This window comes from Nocardioides sp., from assembly GCF_024509035.1.
Classification (GTDB): domain Bacteria; phylum Actinomycetota; class Actinomycetes; order Propionibacteriales; family Nocardioidaceae; genus Nocardioides.
The window spans coordinates 1-17746 of record NZ_JANINT010000436.1 but is presented as its reverse complement, the minus strand read 5'-3'; the positions used below and the strand labels follow the sequence as shown (position 1 = coordinate 17746).

Sequence of the window (17746 nt, the reverse complement as noted above, 5' to 3'; positions counted from 1 at the left end):
CCGGGAGGAGGAGACGACGGTCTAGACCGGGTGGTGACGGCGAACCGTTCCGGGGTGGTCGACCCACAGTGCAGTCGAGACCCTGTCGCGCCGCGACGCTCGCCCGAGAAACGGACCTGCTATGAGATCTGCACGCTGCCTGGCGACCGCCCTCCTCGCGCTCGGCCTGAGCGCGGGCACGGCCCAAGCCGCCACGGTCACCCTGGATGCCCGCGCACTCGTCGGCTCCGGCGCCACCCTCCATCTCGAGGGCTCCACGCTCGTCTACACGGCGTCGTCGGGCGTCGTGAACTGGCCGTCCGTCAGCAGCGACGACGCCAGCACGCTGCGGATCGAGGACGCGAACGAGCAGATCGACACGGCCGGCTCCGGCTGTGAGCTGGCCTGGCCGGACGACTTCACCGCGGTGCTGTGCCCCATGCCGGCGGGGCTGCGTCTCGAGCTGGGCGACAGGGACGACCGGGACCTCCTGGACGAGTCGCTCCCGCCCTTGCCCATCACCGTCCTCGGTGGGTCCGGCAACGACACGCTCTACGCCAACAACGACGTCGACAACCACGTCACGCTCGACGGTGGCGACGGTGATGACGTCCTCGACGGCATGCAGTTCGCGGACACCCTGCTCGGCGGGCCGGGCAAGGACACGCTCCACGGCAACGGCGGCGACGACGTGCTGCGCGGAGGCGACGGCAACGACTGGCTCGAGCCGGACACGTACCCCGACGTCGTCGGTGACGACATCGTCGACGGTGGCCCGGGCTTCGACGCCGTCCAGGACTGGGCCTCCATGACCGAGGACCCCGCCTTCGCCATCTCCGTCACGCTCGACGGCCGCGCCAACGACGGTCGACCCTGGGGCGAGGCGGACAACGTCATCGACGTCGAGCGCTTCAGCGCCATCGCGCCCGGGCACTACGCACTGGGATCGACCGACGACAGCATCGACCTGCCGAACTACGGCACCTCCCGCGTCGAGGGCGAGGGCGGCGACGACACGATCACCGGCAACGACGGCACCGAGACCATCGACGGCGGGCCGGGGAACGACCGGCTGGAGGGCGGATACGGGCACGACATCATCACCGGTGGCCCGGGGAGGGACACCATCTTCGGTGACGAGACCTCCCAGCGATGCTCCTACCTCGACGACTGCACCGTCGTCCCCTACGGCAACGACACGATCTACGCCCGCGACGGTCAGCCCGACATGATCGACTGCGGTGTGGGCGTCGACCGGGTGGTCGCCGACGCCTCCGACACCGTGGCCAACTGCGAGAAGGTCGACGGACTCTCGGCCACGTGTCAGGTGCCGAAGGGGCTGAAGGGCCTGACGTTGGCCCAGGCGCGCACCAAGCTGCGCCAAGCACACTGCACGAAGATCCGCGTCCGCAAGGTCACGAACAGCACCGTGCCTGCCGGACGCGTGGTGAAGGCGACCAGCAAGGGCGGGGTCGTGACCGTGGTGGTCTCACGCGGTCGGAGATAGTCGGCATCCCGGGCGGACGATGGGCCTCGTCCCACCAGCTGTGTCGACGACTGCTCGCCCTGACGCGCCTCTGCGTCAACGTGACCGCGGTCGCAAACGCGGCGGAGAGCGGCTGAGCCCGCCCCCGCGTGGGTACGTCGAGCAGGGCGTCGTACGGCGCCCATCCACCGAACTCGAGGAGCTGCTGACGTGCCGAAGATCCTGGTTGTCCTGACCGGTGCCGACCACTGGACCCTCAACGACGGGAGCCAGCACCCGACCGGCTTCTGGGCCGAGGAGCTGCTGGCGCCGCTGCAGGTGTTCGCGGACGCGGGGATCGACGTCGACCTCGCCAGCCCGGAGGGCCGGACGCCCGTGGTGGACGAGGGCAGCCTCGACCCGGGCACCATCGGCGAGGAGGAGTCGGCGAAGCAGCGCAAGGCCCTCGACGCCCTCGCCGGCCGGCTCGAGTCGACGCTGGTGCTCGCCGACGTCGACCTCGACTCCTACGACGCCGTCTTCGTGCCCGGCGGCCACGGCCCGATGGAGGACCTCGCCGTCAGCGAGGACCTCGGCCGCATCCTCACCACGATGCTCGACGGCGGCAAGGTCGTCTCGTCGGTCTGCCACGGCCCGGCCGGCCTGCTGCCGGCCACGCGCGCCGACGGTTCCTGGCTCTTCGCGGGGCGCGAGCTGACCGCCTTCACCGACGCCGAGGAGAAGCAGGCGGGGCTCGCGGACAAGGCGCCCTGGCTGCTGGAGTCCCGGCTGCGCGAGGCGGGCGCGACCTTCACCTCCGGTGAGCCCTGGGCGCCGTACGTCGTCGTCGACGACAGGCTGGTGACCGGTCAGAACCCCGCGTCGAGTGCCGAGGCCGCGCAGAAGGTCGTCGGGCTGCTCACGTCCTGAACGTGCTCGGGTCGGCGTGCCCGCGGGTGACCACGAAGTACTCGCCGATCATGTCCCCGAGCAGGGTGCCCCCCGCGATGTCGCTCGCGACGTGGCCGGCCATGTAGATCCGCGAGTAGTCGATCTGGTCCTGCCACCAGCGGTACTCGGAGTCCCGCTGCGGCATGAAATGGGCGAGGAACGTGCGCGACGCCGCCGCGGCGGAGGCGTGCCGCGAGGGATAGCTGCACGGACAGACGTCGCCGGGGCTGACGGAGTGATCGGGGCGCAGCGACGGCTCGAGGACGTACGGCGCGGACATCTGGTACGTGGTGCCCAGGTCGTCGGCGACCGTCTTGGTCATCGACAAGAGGTCGTCGACGGCGTTCTTGCGGTCATCGCCCGAGGTGCCGGAGAGGTACTCGGCCTGGTCGTGTGCGGCCAGCTTCCACAGGTCCTTCTTGCCGTGTGCCTCCAGCCAGGTGGCGGCGGTGATGCCCGCCGCGGTGCGCTGCTGGTCGAGGCGCTCCACCTCGGCCATCTCCCGGCTGCGCTGGGCAGCCGTGGGCGGCCCGGGGAGCGTGGCCTCCAGGAACCTCTGGAACGCGGCGTCGTCGGCGGTGGTCCCGTGCGCGCTCCACCAGCCCTGCATCAGCGCCGTGGCCCGGGTCTGCTGCGGATCGGTCAGGGAGTCGACGCGCCGCACGGTCGCGTCCGCGAAGAGGCTCGGCGGCGGGTCCGCGGCGACGCGGTCCTTGGCCGTGGTGTCGGTGAGCAGGCTCAGCACGGCCGGAGCGACGAGCGCCCCGACCAGGGCGAGGGACGCCAGCACGGCGACGACGACGTAGCGCCCCGGTGGCCGACGGCGCCGCGCCCTCGGGGTGGGCGCGACGCCGCCGGCGGTCTCCGGGCGGACGATCGTCTCGGTCGTCATGAGGCCTCCTTGGCCAGCGCTGCGAGCTCGTCGTGGACGGTGACGCCGCGTCCGACGAGACGGCGTACGGAGTTGTCGGGGACCTCGTCGGCGAGCAGTGCCGCGGAGGTCGCGTACTTGCTCAGTGCGAGCGGCCGGTGCCCCATCTCGCCGAGCAGCCGGTCGCCCAGGCCGGGGCGGAGGCCGCTCTTGGTCTCGATGACCACCCGGTCGCGGTCGATGGAGACGGCGCCCGCGCCGAGCACGGGTGCCCCGGTCAGGGTGGGCCGGCCGAGCACGCCGTGGTCGATGGTGAGGCGGGAGCCCTCGCCGAGGTCGACCAGGGTGGCTCGGGTGTAGCCGATCTCCAGGACGGGGCGCAGGTCGCCCACCGCCGCGTGCCGCTCGCCGAGCGCATCGGCGATGAACGCCCGCTCGACGGCGCCGCAGCGGCCGTAGGCGTCCGGCGCGAGGTCGACCGCGTGCTTGACGGTCTCGCCGCGCGCGCCGCGCACCTTCACCTCGAAGCGGCACACCGCGTCCTCGACGTAGAGGCGGCTGCGCGCCTTCCACCGCAGCCTCCGTCCCTGGAGGTGGGCGCGGCACAGGAGCAGGTCGTCGGTGTCGAGGTACGTCGAGCGGTACGTCGTCTCGCGCCGCCCGCGGAGCTGGAGGACCCGGTGGGACTTCGCGAGCGCGGCGACCAGCCGTGCTGCGTCGTCGGTCGGGACGAGGTACTTGCGGTCGACGCGGCGTGCCAGGGGCGCGACCGTCATGACCGTGGCGAGGTCGACCGGCGCGAGCTGCGCGAGACGGAGACGGTCGGCGAGGGTCATCGGCCGGCCCCCGGCTCGAGCAGCTCGTCGTCGAGCTCGACGGAGGTCTGGTCGCGGGTGGCCCACCACCCGGGCGTCGACTCCACGAGCACCGAGACGCGGGTCGTGTCGCGGACGGTGTCGATGTCCTCGATCACGACCGCGACGGGCGGCTCGGTGATCCGCTCGGCGAGGGCCGCGCGCGCGGAGACCTCGTCGAAGACCGCGCGGTCGAGCACGACCCGGATGCGCCGGGTCGTCGGCTGCCTGCGCGAGTCGTCGGTGACCCAGACGGCGGCCAGGATCACGAGATTGAGCCCGAGCACGAGCGCCAGGTCGCGCTCGGGCAGTCCGTTGACCAGCGCCAGCACGAGCGCCAGGAAGGTGTAGGCGACGTCCTTGAGCGTGAACGCCGCGCTGCGCAGGCGCACCAGGCTCAGCAGGCCGAACAGCCCGAAGCCGATGCCGGTGGGGAAGTCCCCGGTGCCGATCACCGTGACCGCGGCGAACAGACCGATGTTGAGCGACGTCAGGACCAGGGCCATCTCGGGGAGCGTCGATCGGCGCCGGTGGAGGATCCCGACGAGGACCAGGATCGCGATGACGTCGAGGCCGAGGCGGCCCACGACGCTGGAGAGTGCGGTGTCGAGCATGCGCGCGACTGTAGGAACCGGCAGATGAAGGGACGATGAACGCGAGCCGGCCGCCCGGTGGGTGGCCCTGGCGCGGTCGCGTCACCGTCCGCGCGTTGACCGGGCGGCCGCATTCAGCAATAGTTAGGTGTATGCCTAAGTATCACGACGATCTCGACGCCGTGCTCCGCGCGCTCGCGGACCCCACGCGTCGAGCGGTCGTGGAGCGCTTGGCGAAGTCCCCGGCCGTGGTGTCCGAGCTCGCCGAGCCGTTCGCGATGGCGCTGCCCTCGTTGATGCAGCACCTGCGGGTGCTGGAGGAGGCGGGTGTGGTGACCTCGGAGAAGCACGGGCGGGTGCGCACCGTCAGCCTCCGACCCGGCGCACTCGACGTCGTCCACCTCTGGCTCGGCCAGCAGCGCACCCCTGCCGAGGGCCAGGCCGACCGCCTCGCCGTCCACCTGACCCGCACCGCCCCGAAGGAGCACTGACATGACCCGCGTCCGCGTCGACCTCAACATCTCGCTGGACGGCTACGCCGCCGGCGAGCCGACCGCCGAGCACCCGATGGGCCTCGACTGGGACCGGCTCACCGCGGCGTACGCCGCCACGCGCACGTTCCGACGCCGCGTCCTCGGCGAGACCGGCGCCGACGGCACGACCGGCGTCGACGATGCCTACGCCGCGGCGTACTTCGAGGGCATCGGCGCCGAGGTCATGGGGGCCGCCATGTTCGGCCTCCACTCCCATCCTCACGACCCGGACTGGCAGGGCTGGTGGGGCGACGAGCCGCCCTTCGGCTGCCCGGTCTACGTGCTCACCCACACCGCGCCGCGTCCGCCGATCTCGATGGCCAACGGCACGACCTTCCACTTCCGCAGTGGCTCGATCGAGGGGGTCCTCGCCGAGGCGGTCGAGGCCGCCGGCGGTGCCGACGTCCGCGTCGGCGGGGGCGTCGGCACCGCCCGCGCGTTCCTGCGTGCGGGGCTCGTGGACCAGCTGCACGTCGGCATCGCGCCGATCCTGATCGGCGGCGGCGCCCGGCTCTGGGACGACCTGCGCGGACTGGACCGGACCCATCAGGTGCGCAGCGAGGTCGCCGAGAGCGGCACCGTGCACGTCACGTTCACGCGAGAGGCAGCCACGGCATGACGATCGAGCCTCGCCTCGCCCACGCGGGCTTCACGCTGACCCGCGACTACCCCGCGCCCGTCGACCGGGTCTGGGCCGCGTTCGCCGAGGAGGAGCAGAAGCTCGCCTGGTTCGGCGACGCCGAGACCTTCGAGCGAGGGGAGTGGGCCTTCGACTTCCGCGTCGGCGGTCGCGACGTGGCGGAGGGGGCGTTCCACGACGGCCCGGTGTCGCGGTACGTCGCGACGTACGCCGACATCGTCGAGCACGTCCGGATCGTCACCACCTACGACATGTGGCTCGACGGGGTCCACATGTCCACCTCGGTCGCGTCCTTCGAGTTCGAGCCGATCGCCGCCGGCACCCGGTTCACCCACACCGAGCACGGGGTGTTCCTCGACCGGTTCCACGCCGACGGGCCGGGGCGCGAGGAGGGCAGCCGCGGTCTGCTCGACATGCTGGCCGCCCACCTCGCGCGGGACTAGACGACGACTACGCCGGCTCCACCGGGAGCCACAGCTCGCAGGTGGCGCTCCCCGCCGTCGCGTCGTAGGCGAGCATCGCGACGATCTCCGGGCCCGGTCGCAGCCGCCACGGCTGCGAGGGGAACCACGTCGTCGCCGTCGCCGCCCAGACCTCTTGCAGCGCCTGCGGGTGGGGACCCTCGGTGCGGAACACCGCCCAGTCGCCGGCGCCGGCCTCGATGACGTCGAGACCCTCGGGCGGGTCGAGCGTCGTGGCGACACCGTGGAGGAACGTGAGCTCGCTGGCCTCCGTGCGGTCGGGGTCGAGGTCGTCGCTGACGGACAGGACGCCGGACGGCTCGGTGTCGTTGAGCCGCTTGAGCGCCACGACGTCCTCTACGGGGATCGAGGCGACGTGGTCGGCGATGTGCTGGTTGACGCCGGCGTGGACCAGCGGCACGCGCGCCGCGTGGCCGACCAGACGGACGGCGGGCAGGTGGACGATCCGGGTGTCCATGGGGACGCTCCCTTCGACGGTCAGGTGGAACCTGATCCGCGGTTGTGTGCGCAAGGGACCGCCCGTCCGCCGCACGTCGCCCGGGCCCACGCCGTGCACGGCCCGGAACGCCCGCCCGAACGCCTCCGCCGAGCCGTAGCCGTGCCGCACCGCGATCGTGAGCAGGTCGTCACCGCCGCTCACCAGGTCGGCGGCGGCCAGCGACATCCGCCGGCGCCGCACGTACTCCGAGAGCGGCATGCCCGCGAGCGAGGCGAACATCCGCCGCAGGTGGTGCTCGGTGGTGCCGGACCGCGCGGCGAGGGAGGCGACGTCCACCGGCGCGGCCGGGTCCGTGGCGAGCTGTGCCTCGATGTCGTCGACGACGAGGTTGAGTACGGCGATCATCGGGTCCCTTCGTGTCGCCACCAGCCTCGACGAGGCCGCGCGCTCGGGACCCGATCATCGCGGACCGATGCGATCAGCGGGACCGCACGGCCGGGCGTCAGGCGGCGGGGGACGCCACGCCGATGATCGCCCGCGCGGTGGCGCCGACGGCGACCCGGTCGAGGGCCCAGCCCCAGTCGGTGACCTCGAGGCGGGCGCCGCGGACGAGGGCCTCGGCGTGGGCTCGAGCCAGCGCCTGGAGGCCGGCCGCGTCGACGAACGTCAGGGCGCGCAGGTCGAGCTGCAGGTCGCGCAGCTCCGCGTCCAGGGTGCGCGTGATCGCGGTGCGCAGCGCCGACGCGGCCGCGACGTCGAGCTCGCCCGACATCTCGACGACGGTGGTGGGCGGGTGGGTGAGGACCCTGATCGTGAAAGGCATGACATCCCCGAATTCGTAGACGTACGACCGGGAACGGCTGCACCTCGGGTGGTGCGGCACGAGAGACTCTCGGAATCACCACCGTACGTCGCGCCCCAGCAGGTCGCCACACCCGAAAGGGTTCCCCCGCCGCTGGGGTATGACTGGTGGATCGAGAGGGAGGTGAGGAGATGGGCGCCCACGACCACCGGTTCGCGTGCGTGCGCCTGGTGCCGATCTTCGCCGGGCTGTCGGAGGCCGACCAGCACCTGATCGCGGAGACCGCGCGGACCCAGCACTTCGAGGCGCACGACCAGGTGTACGGCGCCGGTGAGCGCACGGGCCTGCACATCGTGCACCACGGCCAGGTGAAGGCCTACCGCCTCACCGAGGCCGGCACCGAGCAGCTGGTGCGGCTGCTCTACCCCGGCGACTTCCTGGGGGAGGCTGCGCTGCTCGCCGACACCGTCAGCGACCACTTCGCCGTGGCGACGCAGCCCAGCGAGGTCTGCTTCGTGCCCCGCGCGGGGGTGCGCAGGCTGCTGGTGGAGCGACCGACGGTCGCCCTGCAGATGCTGCAGACCGTCTCCGCGCGGCTCGGCGCCGCCGAGGAGCTGCTGGCCGCCGTCACCGGCCGGTCGGTCGGCCAGCGGCTCGCCCAGCAGCTCCTGCACCTGGCCGACGAGGCCGGATCGCCACGGTTCCGCCTGCCCACGTCGAAGAAGGACCTCGCGTCCTACCTCGGCACCACCCCCGAGACGCTCAGCCGGCGCCTCGCTGCGCTGCAGGAGGCGCAGGTGATCCGCTCGGGACCGCAGCGGACGATCGAGATCCTCGACCGGGTGCGTCTCCACGGCCTCGCCAGCGAGGTCTGACGACCCGCCCCAGCACGGCCCCGACCGGCACGTAGGGGGAGTGCCAGGAACGCGCATCGCTCGATCTCGCCCGGTTGTCGCCGAGCAGCAGCAGGTGTCCGGGCGGTACGTCGAAGGACCGGTCGGGCGGTCCGCCCGCGTGGACGACGTACGGCTCGTCGAGGCGGAGGCCCGCGACCACGACCGTCCCGTCGGGCCCGACGTCGACGTGCTCGCCCGGCAGCCCGACCACCCGCTTGACGACCGGCCGGCCGACCTCGGTGGACTCGACGACCACGACGTCGCCGCGGCGCGGGGCGCGGGTGGCCACGGCGCGCAGGGTCAGCACCCGCTGACCCGGTGTGAGGGCCGGCGCCATCGACACCGACTCCACCACGGTCACGAACCCCAGCCGCTGGTGGGCCAGGCGCCCGAGGAGGACGGCGAGCGCCACCGCGACCGCCACCGGTGCCAGCACCGTGACCACCGTGCCGACCTCAGTGCGCGTGCGCGTGGTCGTGCGCGTGGTCGTGCGCGTGGTCGTGGCCCTCGGCGTACTTGAAGAACGAGACGTACGCCTCGACGTAGGACCGGCCCTGCTCGGCGTCGGTGACGTCGTAGCCCGAGCGCTCCCGCACCAGCGCGAACCTCCGATCGAGCTCGGGCCAGCGCTCCTCGGTGACCAGCCCCCTCAGGGGAGCCAGGTCGCCCGAGTCGACGGCGAGGTCGGCGGCGGCGACGCGCTCGTCCACGGGCACGCCGTAGGGCTGGACCCCCGAGAACCCCGCGCCCTCACCCGCCCGGTGGATCCGCACGAGGTTCTCGACGAACCAGTGGTCGGCCGCCTCCTGACCGGCCGGGCCGAGGTCGCGGGCGGCTCGGGCGGCCTCGAAGACCTCCCGCAGCTCCGACTCCGCGGCGGCCGGGACCCACTTGGAGGCCAGCGCGAGGTTGCCGGTCTCCAGGGCGCGCAGGCCGTCCTGTGCGGTGGGTCCGGCCATCGTGTCGCAGTGGGCGCTGGCGCGCAGGGGTGCCAGCGCGACCACCGTCAGCGTGATCGCGAACGCGATGAGGGCCAGTGCCAGGGTCATGTCGATCTCCTTGTGGTCTCGCTCTGCCGGCTCCGAGTGGTGACGGGGGCCGGGTGTCCGTCCGGACGCCTCCATCACAGCCCCGCGCGACCCGATCCGCCTTGACCGAGGTCAAGTCCGGGTCGCGGCTACCGTGGCCGGGTGAGCGTGACCGTGCGGACCTCGGGAGAGCGCACGGACCACTGGCGCGCGATCCCGGGCGAGTCGCGCTGGGTCGACTACTCCTGCGAGCGCGTGGGTGAGGCGCTGGTCGTCTACGTCCACACGTTCCGCCGCACCCGCGAGCGGTACGACGCGGGCGCGGACGTGCTGCTCTGGAAGCCGGCGACCACGGGCGTCGCCCAGACCTACCCCGCGGGTGCGTGGGTCGAGGTCCTCGACGCCGAACGCGCATGGCCACCCACGGAGCTCACCCGGGTGCCGCGCCGGCGCCGGCCGGCGTGAGTGAGCTGAGGCGAGGAGTCGCTCCTAGGCCTGGTCGAGCCCGTGCTCGATCGCGTAGCGGGTGAGCTCGACCCGGTTGTGCATCTGCAGCTTGCGCAGCGTGTTCTGCACGTGGTTCTGCACGGTGCGGTGGGAGACCACGAGCCGCTCGGCGATCTGGCGGTAGGACAGTCCCTTGGCGACCATCCGCAGCACCTCGGTCTCGCGCTCGGTCAGCGGCGTCTCCACCGTCTCGCGCTGGAACTCGCCCAGCACCAGGCCCGCGAGACCCGGCGTGAAGACCGCGTCACCCTCGGCGACGCGGCGTACGGCGTCGAGGAGCTCCTCGCGCGAGGCCGACTTGACCAGGTAGCCGGTGGCGCCCGCCTTGACCGCGGCGAGCACGTCGGCCTGCTCGCCGGACGCCGAGAGGATCAGCACCCGCGTCTGCGGCAGCTGCTCGGCGATCGCCGCGGTCACCGCGACGCCGTCCGGCGCGGGGATCTGCAGGTCGAGCAGCACGACGTCCGGGCGGGCGGCCGGCACCCGGGCCAGCGCCTCGCGGCCGTCGGAGGCGGTCGCGACGACCTCGAGCCCGGCCTCGGTGAGGTCGCGCTCGACCGCCTCGCGCCACATCGGGTGGTCATCGACCACCATCACCCGGATGCTCATGCGCCTGACCCTACGGGCACCACGAGCTCCCACTCGGTCCCGAAGTCGCCGGTGGTGAGGACGGCGGTCCCCCCGAGGTCGGCGAGCCGGCCGCGGATCGAGCCGGTCACGCCCAGGCGCCCCTCGGCGGCGGCCTCCGCGAGGCGTCCCGCGGGGATGCCGGGTCCGTCGTCGCGCACCGACAGCTCGACGCGGTCCGAGAAGGCCTGGAGCAGCACCCACGCCGGGGCGTCCGGGCCGACGTGGGCGCGCACGTTGTCCAGGCAGGCCGCGACGGCCGCCACCAGCTCGCGGGCGGTCGCGCTCGGCACCTCGACGGGCCGGCCCGGCGTCGAGACCGTGACGGGGTAGCGGCTCTCGAGCGCCGTCAGCTCGGCGACCAGGTCCAGGGTCCCCTCCGTGGCCGGCGTCAGGTCGTCCTGGGTGCGGATCAGGCGACGCAGCTCGCGCTCCTGCTGGCCGGCGAGGTCCCCGAGCTCGGCGGCCGGGCCGCCGAGCTCACGTCCCCGGCGCTGGACCAGGGCCAGCACCTGCAGCACCCCGTCGTGCACCGCGCGTGCCAGTCGCGCTCGCTCGGCCGCCATCGCGGCGGCGCGCTCGGCCACCTCGCGCTCGGTCGCCATCTGCTGCACCGAGCCGCTCATGAAGCCCACGATCGGGCCGGCGATCACCAGCAAGAAGGCGTTGCCGTAGTCGGACTGCGTCACGTCCTGGCGCAGGGTGAGGTCGGCCGCGGCGAGCAGGGCGCCGGCGACCAGTCCGCCCCGCCAGCGGTAGTGGATGGACCAGCTCAGCAGGGCGCCGACGATCCAGAAGCCGGGCAGGCTCGAGGTGAAGTCCTCGCCCTTGGCCACCGGCGAGAGCAGCAGCACGCCGAGGGCGAGCACCAGGTCGGTGCCGAGAACGAGCGGCGTACGCCGTCGCGGCTCGGCGCAGGCCCGGATCACCAGCACCGTCCAGGTCGTCATCACCGCCAAGCAGGCGGCGCCGAGTCCGGGACGGGTGAAGTCATCGGACCGGTAGATGCTCAGCCCGACGGTGTTGAGCAGCACGACCACCCGCAGCACCGCCAGGGCGCGGAACAACCGGTTCTCGACCGCGACCGCGGCGGGGGAGTGCCCGGTACCGGCGGCCCTCGGAGTGCTCACGCGCCGCAGTGTCGCACTCCCGATCTGAGTACGCGTACCGATGCCGGCGTGCCCCGGTCGGCGATGGGATGGAGCCATGGACACCAACGCACCCACCACCAAGAACACCAACGCCTTCTTCGCCCAGGCCGCCATCGCCTTCGGGGTCTCGCTGCTCACGATGCTGCTGGCGATCTTCTACCTCCCGAGCGACCCGTGGCCCCGGGCCTTCCTCGCCCTCGGGACGCTCTTCTTGACCACCTCCGCGTTCACGCTCGCCAAGTGCGTGCGCGACGCGCAGGAGACGCAGTACGTCGTCTCCCGGCTCGACCAGGCCCGCATCGACCGGATCCTGGCCGAGCACAACCCGTGGAAGGAGGTCGGTTGACCCCGGTCGTCCGGCGGGTCGTGCTCGTCGCCGGCGTCGTCCTCGTCGTGCTGGCGGTCGCGACCTGCCTGGCGCTCGGGACGATCGGCTGGGCCGCCGTCGGGTTCGGGGTGATGACCGACTGCACCAACGAGTACAGCTGCAGCGCCGCGGGCTGCCCGCCCTGCGCCGCGACCTCCCGCTGGATCACGCTGGGCGGCCTGACGCAGCTCGGGTTGGCCGTGGTCGGGGTGGTCGTGCTCGTCCGGGCCGTCTCCGCGGCCCGGGTGCGCCGGCGCCCGGCGGTCCTCGTGGTGGCCGGCGTCCTCCTCCTGACGACGTCCCTGGTCACCCTCGCGGTCACGACCGCTGCGGCACGAGGCTCGTACTGCCGCGTCGGGTCGCCGGGCGACGAGGACGGCTACTGCGGGACGGGTGATTGAAAACGGGCCGATCCTTCCATTTCTCCTGGGTTCGGAGTATTCAAGACATCAGCAGTCGACAGGCCTCGGGATCGCCCTTACGCAGTGGCGGTGCGCCGGGGCCTTGTCGTGCGAGGTCTCGGTTCAGTGCGTCTCGAACCCCGCGTCGGCGGTCCAGGTGAGCCGACCCAGGCGCAGCCCGTCGTGGCTGACCTCGGGGTCCCGGTGCACGTCGGCGACCCAGGCCGTGTCCCAGTGCTCGAGGTCGGTCGAGGCCGCGACGGCGTACGCATCGCCGGTGAACGGGTCGCGCACGCGGTGTCCCTCCTCGTGGCAGGTCATCACGAGGAGGAACCCCTCGGCGAGATCGTGCCCGTCGAGCCAGGTGCACCGGTAGCCCGGAGGTGCGCCCTCGAGGAGCCGCGGCTCGCTCCAGCGCTCGTCGCCGAGCAGGTGGGTCTGCACCTGGAGGCGTCGGCCGTCGGGGGAGCCGTAGGCCACGTCGTTCCAGTGCACGAAGCCGATGACCCCGGTGTCGCAGCACTCCGTGCGCCGGACGTCGATGGCCTCCAGGCCGCTCGGGTCGTGGCGCGTGGTGGTCCAGGTGTCGCCGTCGCGCACGAACCAGAAGTCCGAGGCCCGGTGGTCGAAGGAGTGCACGGCCACCCAGTCGGTGCTGAAGGTGTCCACGTAGGTCTGGCAGTCGGACTGCAGGTCGCCGCGCAAGGGTTGGGTGCGCCGAGCGACCGAGGTGAGGTCTGCGGACCGCCGCGGGCTGCTCAGCAGCTCGAAGGTGCAGGCGCCTGCGGAGAACCGCCCGCTCACCACCCGGAGCGAGCCGTCGGGGGCGAGCACCGGACTGGAGACGACCAGTCGGGGGTAGTCGTACCGGGGATGACCGGACCACGGCACCGCGCGGAAGCCGCCGTCCGCAGACCACAGCTGCACGTGGCGCTCGGTGTCGCCGACGTAGACCAGGCCGCCGTCGGGGGTCACCTGGGCCTCGGAGTCCACCCCGCCCTCGTCGGTGGCGTCGCAGGTCAGGTCGCGGCACACGATCGAGACGAGCACGTCGTTGATGTCGCTGTCGTCGCTGGTGTCGGGTGTGTAGGTCTCCACGATCGCGACCGTGCCGCCGCCGTAGCGCACGGTGTTCTCGATGGCGAGGTTCTGGCCGTCGGTCCACACGGTCTCCGGGGCGGTCCAGCCGTGACCGTCGGGGTCGCGCCACTGCACGACGAGCTCGTGGCCGTCGGGCGACCCGACCGAGAGCTGGGCGGCGCCGTCCTCGAGGTTCGTGTAGCGGTTGGCCTCGCCCCGGTCGTCGTCGAAGCGCACCAGCGAGTGCGTGAAGGGACCGTCGTCGTGCTGCCACCAGGCGACGCCGCCGGCGGCGATGACGAGCGCTCCCACGAGTGAGCCGACCGTCCACCATCGCCCCCGAGACATTCCTCGAGGCTACGCGAGCGAGCGGGCCGGCCGGGTCAGGCCGTCCGGGCCATCGGGCGCTTCCGGCCGAGCTCGACGAGCACCGTCACGATGGCGCGCGGGGTCATCCCGGTCGCGAGGAGAGCCCGGCACGCGGTGTCGACGACGGGATCGCCGGTCGGCGTGCCGGTCTCGAGGCGCGCCAGGAGGTCCTCGGGCCAGCTCGGGTGCCGGATCGCCATGGTGGCCTCCTTCGTCGTACGTCGAGTGTCAGGTCGGTGTGATGGCCACGACAGGGACCAAAGTCCCGGTGCAGACGTCCTCCAGCCTCGCTCCGCGGCCGTGTCAGGCCGCCGGGGTCGCGCCTGCCGGCAGGTCGGCATGCCGCGAGATCAGGGCGAGGACGCGCACGCGGCCCTCGCCGAGGTCCTGCGGCCACACGCGGGAGACCTCGGCGAAGGCTTGCGCGACGGCCGCCTCGGCCCGCGGACCGGCGCCGTGCACGCAGCAGGCGAGGCGCCACGCGGCGGCGATCGTCGCGTCGTAGAGCTCCTCGGGAGAGGGTGGGTGGGTCATCGCGTCCTCCCGGCGTCCGCCGGCGTCATATTCAACATGGTGTTGAGATTTGCGATACGATTATCAACATGACGTTGAGTTCTGCGCAAGAGGTGACCCTCTCCATCGGCGACCTCGCCCAGCGCACCGGTGTCGCCCCGGCGACCCTGCGGATGTGGGAGCAGCGCCACGGGTTCCCGGTCCCGATGCGGCTGGCGAGCGGTCACCGTCGCTACCGCGCCACCGACGTGGCCGTGGTGGAGGACGTGCTGCGCCGCCGCGACGACGGCGTTCGTCTCGACGTCGCGATCGAGCAGGCCCAGGCCCGGTTCGTCGAGACCGCCGGGCCACCTGCGGCCTCGGTCTTCGCCGAGCTCACCCGGCGCCACCCCGACCTGGCCGTCCACCGGCTGCGCAAGTCCTCGCTCGTCGCGCTCTCCTGGGCGATCGAGGACGAGTTCTGCGCCAAGGCGACGCGCCCCTACCTCTTCGGGGCCTTCGAGCGTCGAGAGTTCTTCGAGCCGTCCCGGCCACGCTGGCGCGAGCTGAGCCGCGTCGCCCGCGCGGCCTTCGTGTACGCCGACTTCGGCGAGGTCGACCCCGGGGCACGACCGGTGGAGGTGCACCTGGCCGAGGACGCCCCGATGCGCCGGGAGTGGGTGCTGGTCTGCGACTCACCCGAGCTGTCAGCGGTCCTGGCGGCCTGGGAGCTGCCCGGGCAGGACGACGTGCCCGACCGCGAGCGCGTCTTCGAGAGCGTCTGGACCGTCGACCCGGCCGTGACCCGGCGGGCGGCCCGGGTGTGCGCGGGCATGGCCGCCGGAGCCGGCGCGACCGGCGCGGCGGAGGTCGCGGCCGAGCTGGCCGCGGCGGAGATCTCCGCGCGTCCGGAGACGGCTGCGGTGACCGCGCTGTTCAACCGGGTGGTCGCCTACGGCGACGCCGCGTCCCGGCGCCCCCAGAGGTAGTCGTCTAGCCCGCGCCGATGGGATCCTCCGATCATCGGACGCGGTCCGTCCGCGGACCTAGTCTTCGCCTCGTGTCCCTCGCACGTCCCTGCCGACGCCTGCCCTCAGCCCGCCGCCCGGCCCTGGCGCCGGCCCTGGCGCTGACCCTCGTCGTCCTCGCCACGGCGTGCACCGGTGGCTCCGGCGGTGAGGACGACCCGGCGCCGGCCGCCGAGGCCGCGCACACCGGACGCGAGGGCGACGGGTGGACGGTCCTGCACTACTCGATGGCCGACACCAACCTCGAGCCGTTCATGGTCGCCGACGTCAACGAGCTCGGCGCGGTCGGTTCCAACGAGCACCTCCAGATCCGCGAGTTCATCGACCGCTCGGCGGAGTACGGCGAGGACGAGCTGCTCGACCAGGGCAGCTGGGTCGGCGCGCGGGTACTGGACCTCGGCGCCGACGGCACCGCCGAGGTGGTCGAGGACCTCGGCGACGTCGACTCCGCGGATCCCGCGGTGCTCGCGTCGTTCATCGCCGACGGCATCGAGGCGCACCGTGCCGGTCACTACGCGCTGGTGATCTCCGATCACGGTGCCTCGTGGCCCGGCATCGGGCCCGACGAGGGCAGTGACTACGACGTGCTCGACCTCGCCGAGATCACGGACGCGATCTCGTCCGGGCTCGAGCAGGCGGGGGTCGACAAGCTGGACCTGCTGGGCTTCGACGCGTGCCTGATGGCCAACTACGAGGTGGCCAGCGCCGTCGCGCCGCTCGCCGACCGGCTGGTGGCCTCCCAGGAGCTCGAGCCCGGGCACGGCTGGGACTACGGAGCCCTCCAGCTGCTGGCCGAGGACCCGGACGCGACGGCGGACGACCTCGGCGCGGAGATCCTGACCGGCTTCGCCGGCCAAGCGGCCGAGCAGGGCACCCAGGACCAGATCACGCTGGCGTTGGTCGACCTGACCGAGATGGCGGCCGTCGACGAGGCGGTCAGCGACTTCGCGACGGCGCTCACCGAGTCCTCCACCGACGTCGCGCCCGTCGTCGGGCAGTCGGAGGCCACGACGCTGGCCTTCGGCAAGAGTCCCGACGAGACCCAGGACAAGCACCTCAGCGACCTCGGCCTGCTGGCCGCCGCGATCGGCGAGTCCGCCCCCGAGGTGGCCGACCCGGCCGACGCCGTGGTCGCCGCCCTGGACGAGGCCGTGGTCGAGACCGTCGACGGGATCGGCACCGCCGGTGCCACCGGCCTGTCGATCTACCTCCCGCCGGTGCCCGGGCTCGCCGACCCGGCGTACTCCGCGGTGCCCACGTCGGGCGACTGGGCCGGCTTCCTGGACGCCTACTACTCCGCGGGCGAGGCGATCCCCGTCGCCGAGCAGGCGGCGTTCACCGACCCCGCCGACGGCCCCGACGTCAGCTTCGACGGCGACGGCAGCATCACGCTGACCGGCACCTTCGACCCGGCAGGCCTGGAGAACATCACCGAGGCGACGATCAGCTACGCGCTGGTCAACGACGACGGCTCGATCACCTACCTCGGCGAGGAGATCGCGGACTTCGCCGACGATGGCGCCGCCCCCGAGGCCTCCGGCAACTACGACCTCACGGCGATGCAGATCAGCGACGGTGAGGACAGGGCCTACGCCTACGTCGCGCTCGACCTCAGCGACGACCTCAGCACCGCGTTCTTCGACGTCCCGCTGACCTACTACGCCTCCACCGACCCGCGCGGCAGGCACCCGTTCGATGCCCAGCTCTCCCTGGTGCTCGACATCGAGGCCGGGGAGTTCACCAGCGAGACCATCTACATCTACGACGAGGAGTCGGGCGGGTACGGCGAGCTCGCCCCCGACCCGGAGGGCGTCATCGTGCCCGACGTGCTGACGGTGGGCGCCGACGGCGAGCAGGTCTGGGAGGCCACGACCGACGTCGGGCTCTACGCCGACGTCGCGAACCTGACCTACGAGTTCGTGCCCCTCGACCCCGGCACGACCATCCAGGCCGACCTCACGCTCTACGACTTCGGCGGCAACTCCAGCACGCTGAGCTCGCTGGTCGAGGTGCCGTAGTCGCGGGGCCGGTCGGCCCACCGCGCGCCGACCCGGCTGCGGATCCCAGGCGGCGGGGAGCCGTCAGGCACACTGAACCGCATGCATCTCGGGCATGCGGTCAGCGTCGTCGTCCTCACCGTCGCGGTGGTGGTGGGCCTCGCGGCCCCCGTGCCCGCGGCGCCCGCGGCGCC

The 17746-nt window shown here is 72.8% G+C and carries 23 protein-coding genes; 11 read left to right on the top strand and 12 right to left on the bottom strand.

Annotation, left to right across the window (positions count from 1 at the left end; genetic code table 11):
* Positions 1-121: 121 nt before the first annotated feature.
* Positions 122-1486 carry a hypothetical protein gene (locus Q0L15_RS23520; RefSeq protein WP_296607279.1) on the top strand — a complete coding sequence of 455 codons (1365 nt, stop codon included), beginning with the start codon at positions 122-124 and terminating at the stop codon, positions 1484-1486.
* A gap of 189 nt (positions 1487-1675) precedes the next feature.
* Positions 1676-2374: a type 1 glutamine amidotransferase domain-containing protein gene (locus tag Q0L15_RS23515; protein ID WP_296607278.1), complete on the top strand. Its 699-nt coding sequence runs from the start codon at positions 1676-1678 to the stop codon at positions 2372-2374.
* Here Q0L15_RS23515 and Q0L15_RS23510 read toward each other — a convergent pair.
* From Q0L15_RS23510 to Q0L15_RS23500, 3 genes are read right to left on the bottom strand one after another with little or no spacing between them, the layout of a single operon-like run.
* A complete protein-coding gene (locus tag Q0L15_RS23510) occupies positions 2364-3287 on the bottom strand; it encodes a phosphatase PAP2 family protein (protein WP_296607277.1) in 924 nt (307 codons plus the stop codon). The genes Q0L15_RS23515 and Q0L15_RS23510 overlap by 11 nt on opposite strands.
* Positions 3284-4102 (bottom strand): polyphosphate polymerase domain-containing protein, encoded by an 819-nt coding sequence (locus Q0L15_RS23505; protein WP_296607276.1) that lies wholly within the window; start codon positions 4100-4102, stop codon positions 3284-3286. The genes Q0L15_RS23510 and Q0L15_RS23505 overlap by 4 nt, the downstream gene beginning before the upstream one ends.
* A complete protein-coding gene (locus Q0L15_RS23500; protein ID WP_296607275.1) occupies positions 4099-4734 on the bottom strand; it encodes a DUF4956 domain-containing protein in 636 nt (211 codons plus the stop codon). The genes Q0L15_RS23505 and Q0L15_RS23500 overlap by 4 nt, the downstream gene beginning before the upstream one ends.
* 131 nt (positions 4735-4865) lie before the next feature.
* Here Q0L15_RS23500 and Q0L15_RS23495 point away from each other — a divergent pair, with 131 nt between their 5' ends.
* The 3 genes from Q0L15_RS23495 to Q0L15_RS23485 are packed head-to-tail and all read left to right on the top strand — an operon-like array spanning position 4866 to position 6329.
* Positions 4866-5204: a metalloregulator ArsR/SmtB family transcription factor gene (locus Q0L15_RS23495; protein WP_296607274.1), complete on the top strand. Its 339-nt coding sequence runs from the start codon at positions 4866-4868 to the stop codon at positions 5202-5204.
* 1 nt (position 5205) lies between these two features.
* Positions 5206-5865 carry a dihydrofolate reductase family protein gene (locus tag Q0L15_RS23490; RefSeq protein WP_296607273.1) on the top strand — a complete coding sequence of 220 codons (660 nt, stop codon included), beginning with the start codon at positions 5206-5208 and terminating at the stop codon, positions 5863-5865.
* The gene (locus Q0L15_RS23485) at positions 5862-6329 is read left to right on the top strand and encodes an SRPBCC domain-containing protein (RefSeq protein WP_296607272.1); all 468 of its coding nucleotides are present in this window, start codon (positions 5862-5864) and stop codon (positions 6327-6329) included. Before Q0L15_RS23490 ends, Q0L15_RS23485 begins: the two co-directional genes overlap by 4 nt.
* 7 nt (positions 6330-6336) lie before the next feature.
* On the opposite strand, the gene Q0L15_RS23480 is transcribed toward Q0L15_RS23485, so the two are convergent.
* Positions 6337-7212, bottom strand: coding sequence for an AraC family transcriptional regulator (locus Q0L15_RS23480; protein ID WP_296607271.1), 876 nt, complete (start codon positions 7210-7212; stop codon positions 6337-6339).
* A 97-nt stretch (positions 7213-7309) separates the two neighbouring features.
* On the bottom strand, positions 7310-7630 hold the full coding sequence (locus Q0L15_RS23475; protein ID WP_296607270.1) for an STAS domain-containing protein: 321 nt from the start codon (positions 7628-7630) through the stop codon (positions 7310-7312).
* A 146-nt stretch (positions 7631-7776) separates the two neighbouring features.
* Here Q0L15_RS23475 and Q0L15_RS23470 point away from each other — a divergent pair, with 146 nt between their 5' ends.
* Complete coding sequence (locus Q0L15_RS23470) at positions 7777-8484, top strand: Crp/Fnr family transcriptional regulator (protein WP_296607269.1); 708 nt, start codon at positions 7777-7779, stop codon at positions 8482-8484.
* Here Q0L15_RS23470 and lepB read toward each other — a convergent pair.
* Both lepB and Q0L15_RS23460 read right to left on the bottom strand, forming a co-directional pair.
* Positions 8372-8950, bottom strand: a complete 579-nt coding sequence (lepB, locus tag Q0L15_RS23465; protein WP_296607268.1) for a signal peptidase I — start codon at positions 8948-8950, stop codon at positions 8372-8374. The two genes, Q0L15_RS23470 and lepB, sit on opposite strands and share 113 nt — an antisense overlap.
* 10 nt (positions 8951-8960) lie before the next feature.
* The gene (locus Q0L15_RS23460) at positions 8961-9554 is read right to left on the bottom strand and encodes a DUF6448 family protein (RefSeq protein WP_296607267.1); all 594 of its coding nucleotides are present in this window, start codon (positions 9552-9554) and stop codon (positions 8961-8963) included.
* A gap of 141 nt (positions 9555-9695) precedes the next feature.
* On the opposite strand from Q0L15_RS23460, the gene Q0L15_RS23455 reads away from it, so the two are divergent.
* The gene (locus Q0L15_RS23455) at positions 9696-9998 is read left to right on the top strand and encodes a hypothetical protein (protein WP_296607266.1); all 303 of its coding nucleotides are present in this window, start codon (positions 9696-9698) and stop codon (positions 9996-9998) included.
* A 24-nt stretch (positions 9999-10022) separates the two neighbouring features.
* Here Q0L15_RS23455 and Q0L15_RS23450 read toward each other — a convergent pair whose 3' ends face one another.
* The gene (locus Q0L15_RS23450) at positions 10023-10649 is read right to left on the bottom strand and encodes a response regulator transcription factor (protein ID WP_296607265.1); all 627 of its coding nucleotides are present in this window, start codon (positions 10647-10649) and stop codon (positions 10023-10025) included.
* On the bottom strand, positions 10646-11797 hold the full coding sequence (locus tag Q0L15_RS23445) for a DUF5931 domain-containing protein (protein WP_296607264.1): 1152 nt from the start codon (positions 11795-11797) through the stop codon (positions 10646-10648). The genes Q0L15_RS23450 and Q0L15_RS23445 overlap by 4 nt, the downstream gene beginning before the upstream one ends.
* Before the next feature lie 76 nt (positions 11798-11873).
* Here Q0L15_RS23445 and Q0L15_RS23440 point away from each other — a divergent pair, with 76 nt between their 5' ends.
* Both Q0L15_RS23440 and Q0L15_RS23435 read left to right on the top strand, forming a co-directional pair.
* Positions 11874-12164, top strand: coding sequence for a YiaA/YiaB family inner membrane protein (locus Q0L15_RS23440; protein WP_296607263.1), 291 nt, complete (start codon positions 11874-11876; stop codon positions 12162-12164).
* Positions 12161-12586, top strand: coding sequence for a hypothetical protein (locus Q0L15_RS23435; protein ID WP_296607262.1), 426 nt, complete (start codon positions 12161-12163; stop codon positions 12584-12586). Before Q0L15_RS23440 ends, Q0L15_RS23435 begins: the two co-directional genes overlap by 4 nt.
* A gap of 123 nt (positions 12587-12709) precedes the next feature.
* Here Q0L15_RS23435 and Q0L15_RS23430 read toward each other — a convergent pair whose 3' ends face one another.
* The 3 genes from Q0L15_RS23430 to Q0L15_RS23420 all read right to left on the bottom strand — a co-directional run bounded on the left by Q0L15_RS23430 (position 12710) and on the right by Q0L15_RS23420 (position 14569).
* On the bottom strand, positions 12710-14014 hold the full coding sequence (locus tag Q0L15_RS23430; protein WP_296607261.1) for a hypothetical protein: 1305 nt from the start codon (positions 14012-14014) through the stop codon (positions 12710-12712).
* 35 nt (positions 14015-14049) lie between these two features.
* Entirely contained in the window at positions 14050-14235 is a 186-nt protein-coding gene (locus Q0L15_RS23425; RefSeq protein WP_296607260.1) for a hypothetical protein, read from the bottom strand.
* Positions 14236-14338: 103 nt separating this feature from the next.
* Positions 14339-14569, bottom strand: coding sequence for a hypothetical protein (locus tag Q0L15_RS23420; RefSeq protein ID WP_296607259.1), 231 nt, complete (start codon positions 14567-14569; stop codon positions 14339-14341).
* A gap of 68 nt (positions 14570-14637) precedes the next feature.
* Between Q0L15_RS23420 and Q0L15_RS23415 the strand changes: the two genes are divergently transcribed.
* A complete protein-coding gene (locus tag Q0L15_RS23415; protein ID WP_296607258.1) occupies positions 14638-15516 on the top strand; it encodes a DICT sensory domain-containing protein in 879 nt (292 codons plus the stop codon).
* A gap of 71 nt (positions 15517-15587) precedes the next feature.
* On the top strand, positions 15588-17573 hold the full coding sequence (locus Q0L15_RS23410; protein WP_296607257.1) for a clostripain-related cysteine peptidase: 1986 nt from the start codon (positions 15588-15590) through the stop codon (positions 17571-17573).
* The last annotated feature ends 173 nt before the right edge of the window (positions 17574-17746 follow it).

What these genes read in the sequence shown, in the direction of transcription:
- Q0L15_RS23520 (WP_296607279.1), top strand. Translation starts at nt 122, where the DNA reads ATGAGATCTGCACGCTGCCTGGCGACCGCCCTCCTCGCGCTCGGCCTG.
- Q0L15_RS23510 (WP_296607277.1), bottom strand. Translation starts at nt 3,287, where the DNA reads ATGACGACCGAGACGATCGTCCGCCCGGAGACCGCCGGCGGCGTCGCG.
- Q0L15_RS23505 (WP_296607276.1), bottom strand. Translation starts at nt 4,102, where the DNA reads ATGACCCTCGCCGACCGTCTCCGTCTCGCGCAGCTCGCGCCGGTCGAC.
- Q0L15_RS23500 (WP_296607275.1), bottom strand. Translation starts at nt 4,734, where the DNA reads ATGCTCGACACCGCACTCTCCAGCGTCGTGGGCCGCCTCGGCCTCGAC.
- Q0L15_RS23495 (WP_296607274.1), top strand. Translation starts at nt 4,866, where the DNA reads ATGCCTAAGTATCACGACGATCTCGACGCCGTGCTCCGCGCGCTCGCG.
- Q0L15_RS23490 (WP_296607273.1), top strand. Translation starts at nt 5,206, where the DNA reads ATGACCCGCGTCCGCGTCGACCTCAACATCTCGCTGGACGGCTACGCC.
- Q0L15_RS23485 (WP_296607272.1), top strand. Translation starts at nt 5,862, where the DNA reads ATGACGATCGAGCCTCGCCTCGCCCACGCGGGCTTCACGCTGACCCGC.
- Q0L15_RS23480 (WP_296607271.1), bottom strand. Translation starts at nt 7,212, where the DNA reads ATGATCGCCGTACTCAACCTCGTCGTCGACGACATCGAGGCACAGCTC.
- Q0L15_RS23475 (WP_296607270.1), bottom strand. Translation starts at nt 7,630, where the DNA reads ATGCCTTTCACGATCAGGGTCCTCACCCACCCGCCCACCACCGTCGTC.
- Q0L15_RS23460 (WP_296607267.1), bottom strand. Translation starts at nt 9,554, where the DNA reads ATGACCCTGGCACTGGCCCTCATCGCGTTCGCGATCACGCTGACGGTG.
- Q0L15_RS23450 (WP_296607265.1), bottom strand. Translation starts at nt 10,649, where the DNA reads ATGAGCATCCGGGTGATGGTGGTCGATGACCACCCGATGTGGCGCGAG.
- Q0L15_RS23440 (WP_296607263.1), top strand. Translation starts at nt 11,874, where the DNA reads ATGGACACCAACGCACCCACCACCAAGAACACCAACGCCTTCTTCGCC.
- Q0L15_RS23430 (WP_296607261.1), bottom strand. Translation starts at nt 14,014, where the DNA reads ATGTCTCGGGGGCGATGGTGGACGGTCGGCTCACTCGTGGGAGCGCTC.
- Q0L15_RS23425 (WP_296607260.1), bottom strand. Translation starts at nt 14,235, where the DNA reads ATGGCGATCCGGCACCCGAGCTGGCCCGAGGACCTCCTGGCGCGCCTC.
- Q0L15_RS23420 (WP_296607259.1), bottom strand. Translation starts at nt 14,569, where the DNA reads ATGACCCACCCACCCTCTCCCGAGGAGCTCTACGACGCGACGATCGCC.
- Q0L15_RS23415 (WP_296607258.1), top strand. Translation starts at nt 14,638, where the DNA reads ATGACGTTGAGTTCTGCGCAAGAGGTGACCCTCTCCATCGGCGACCTC.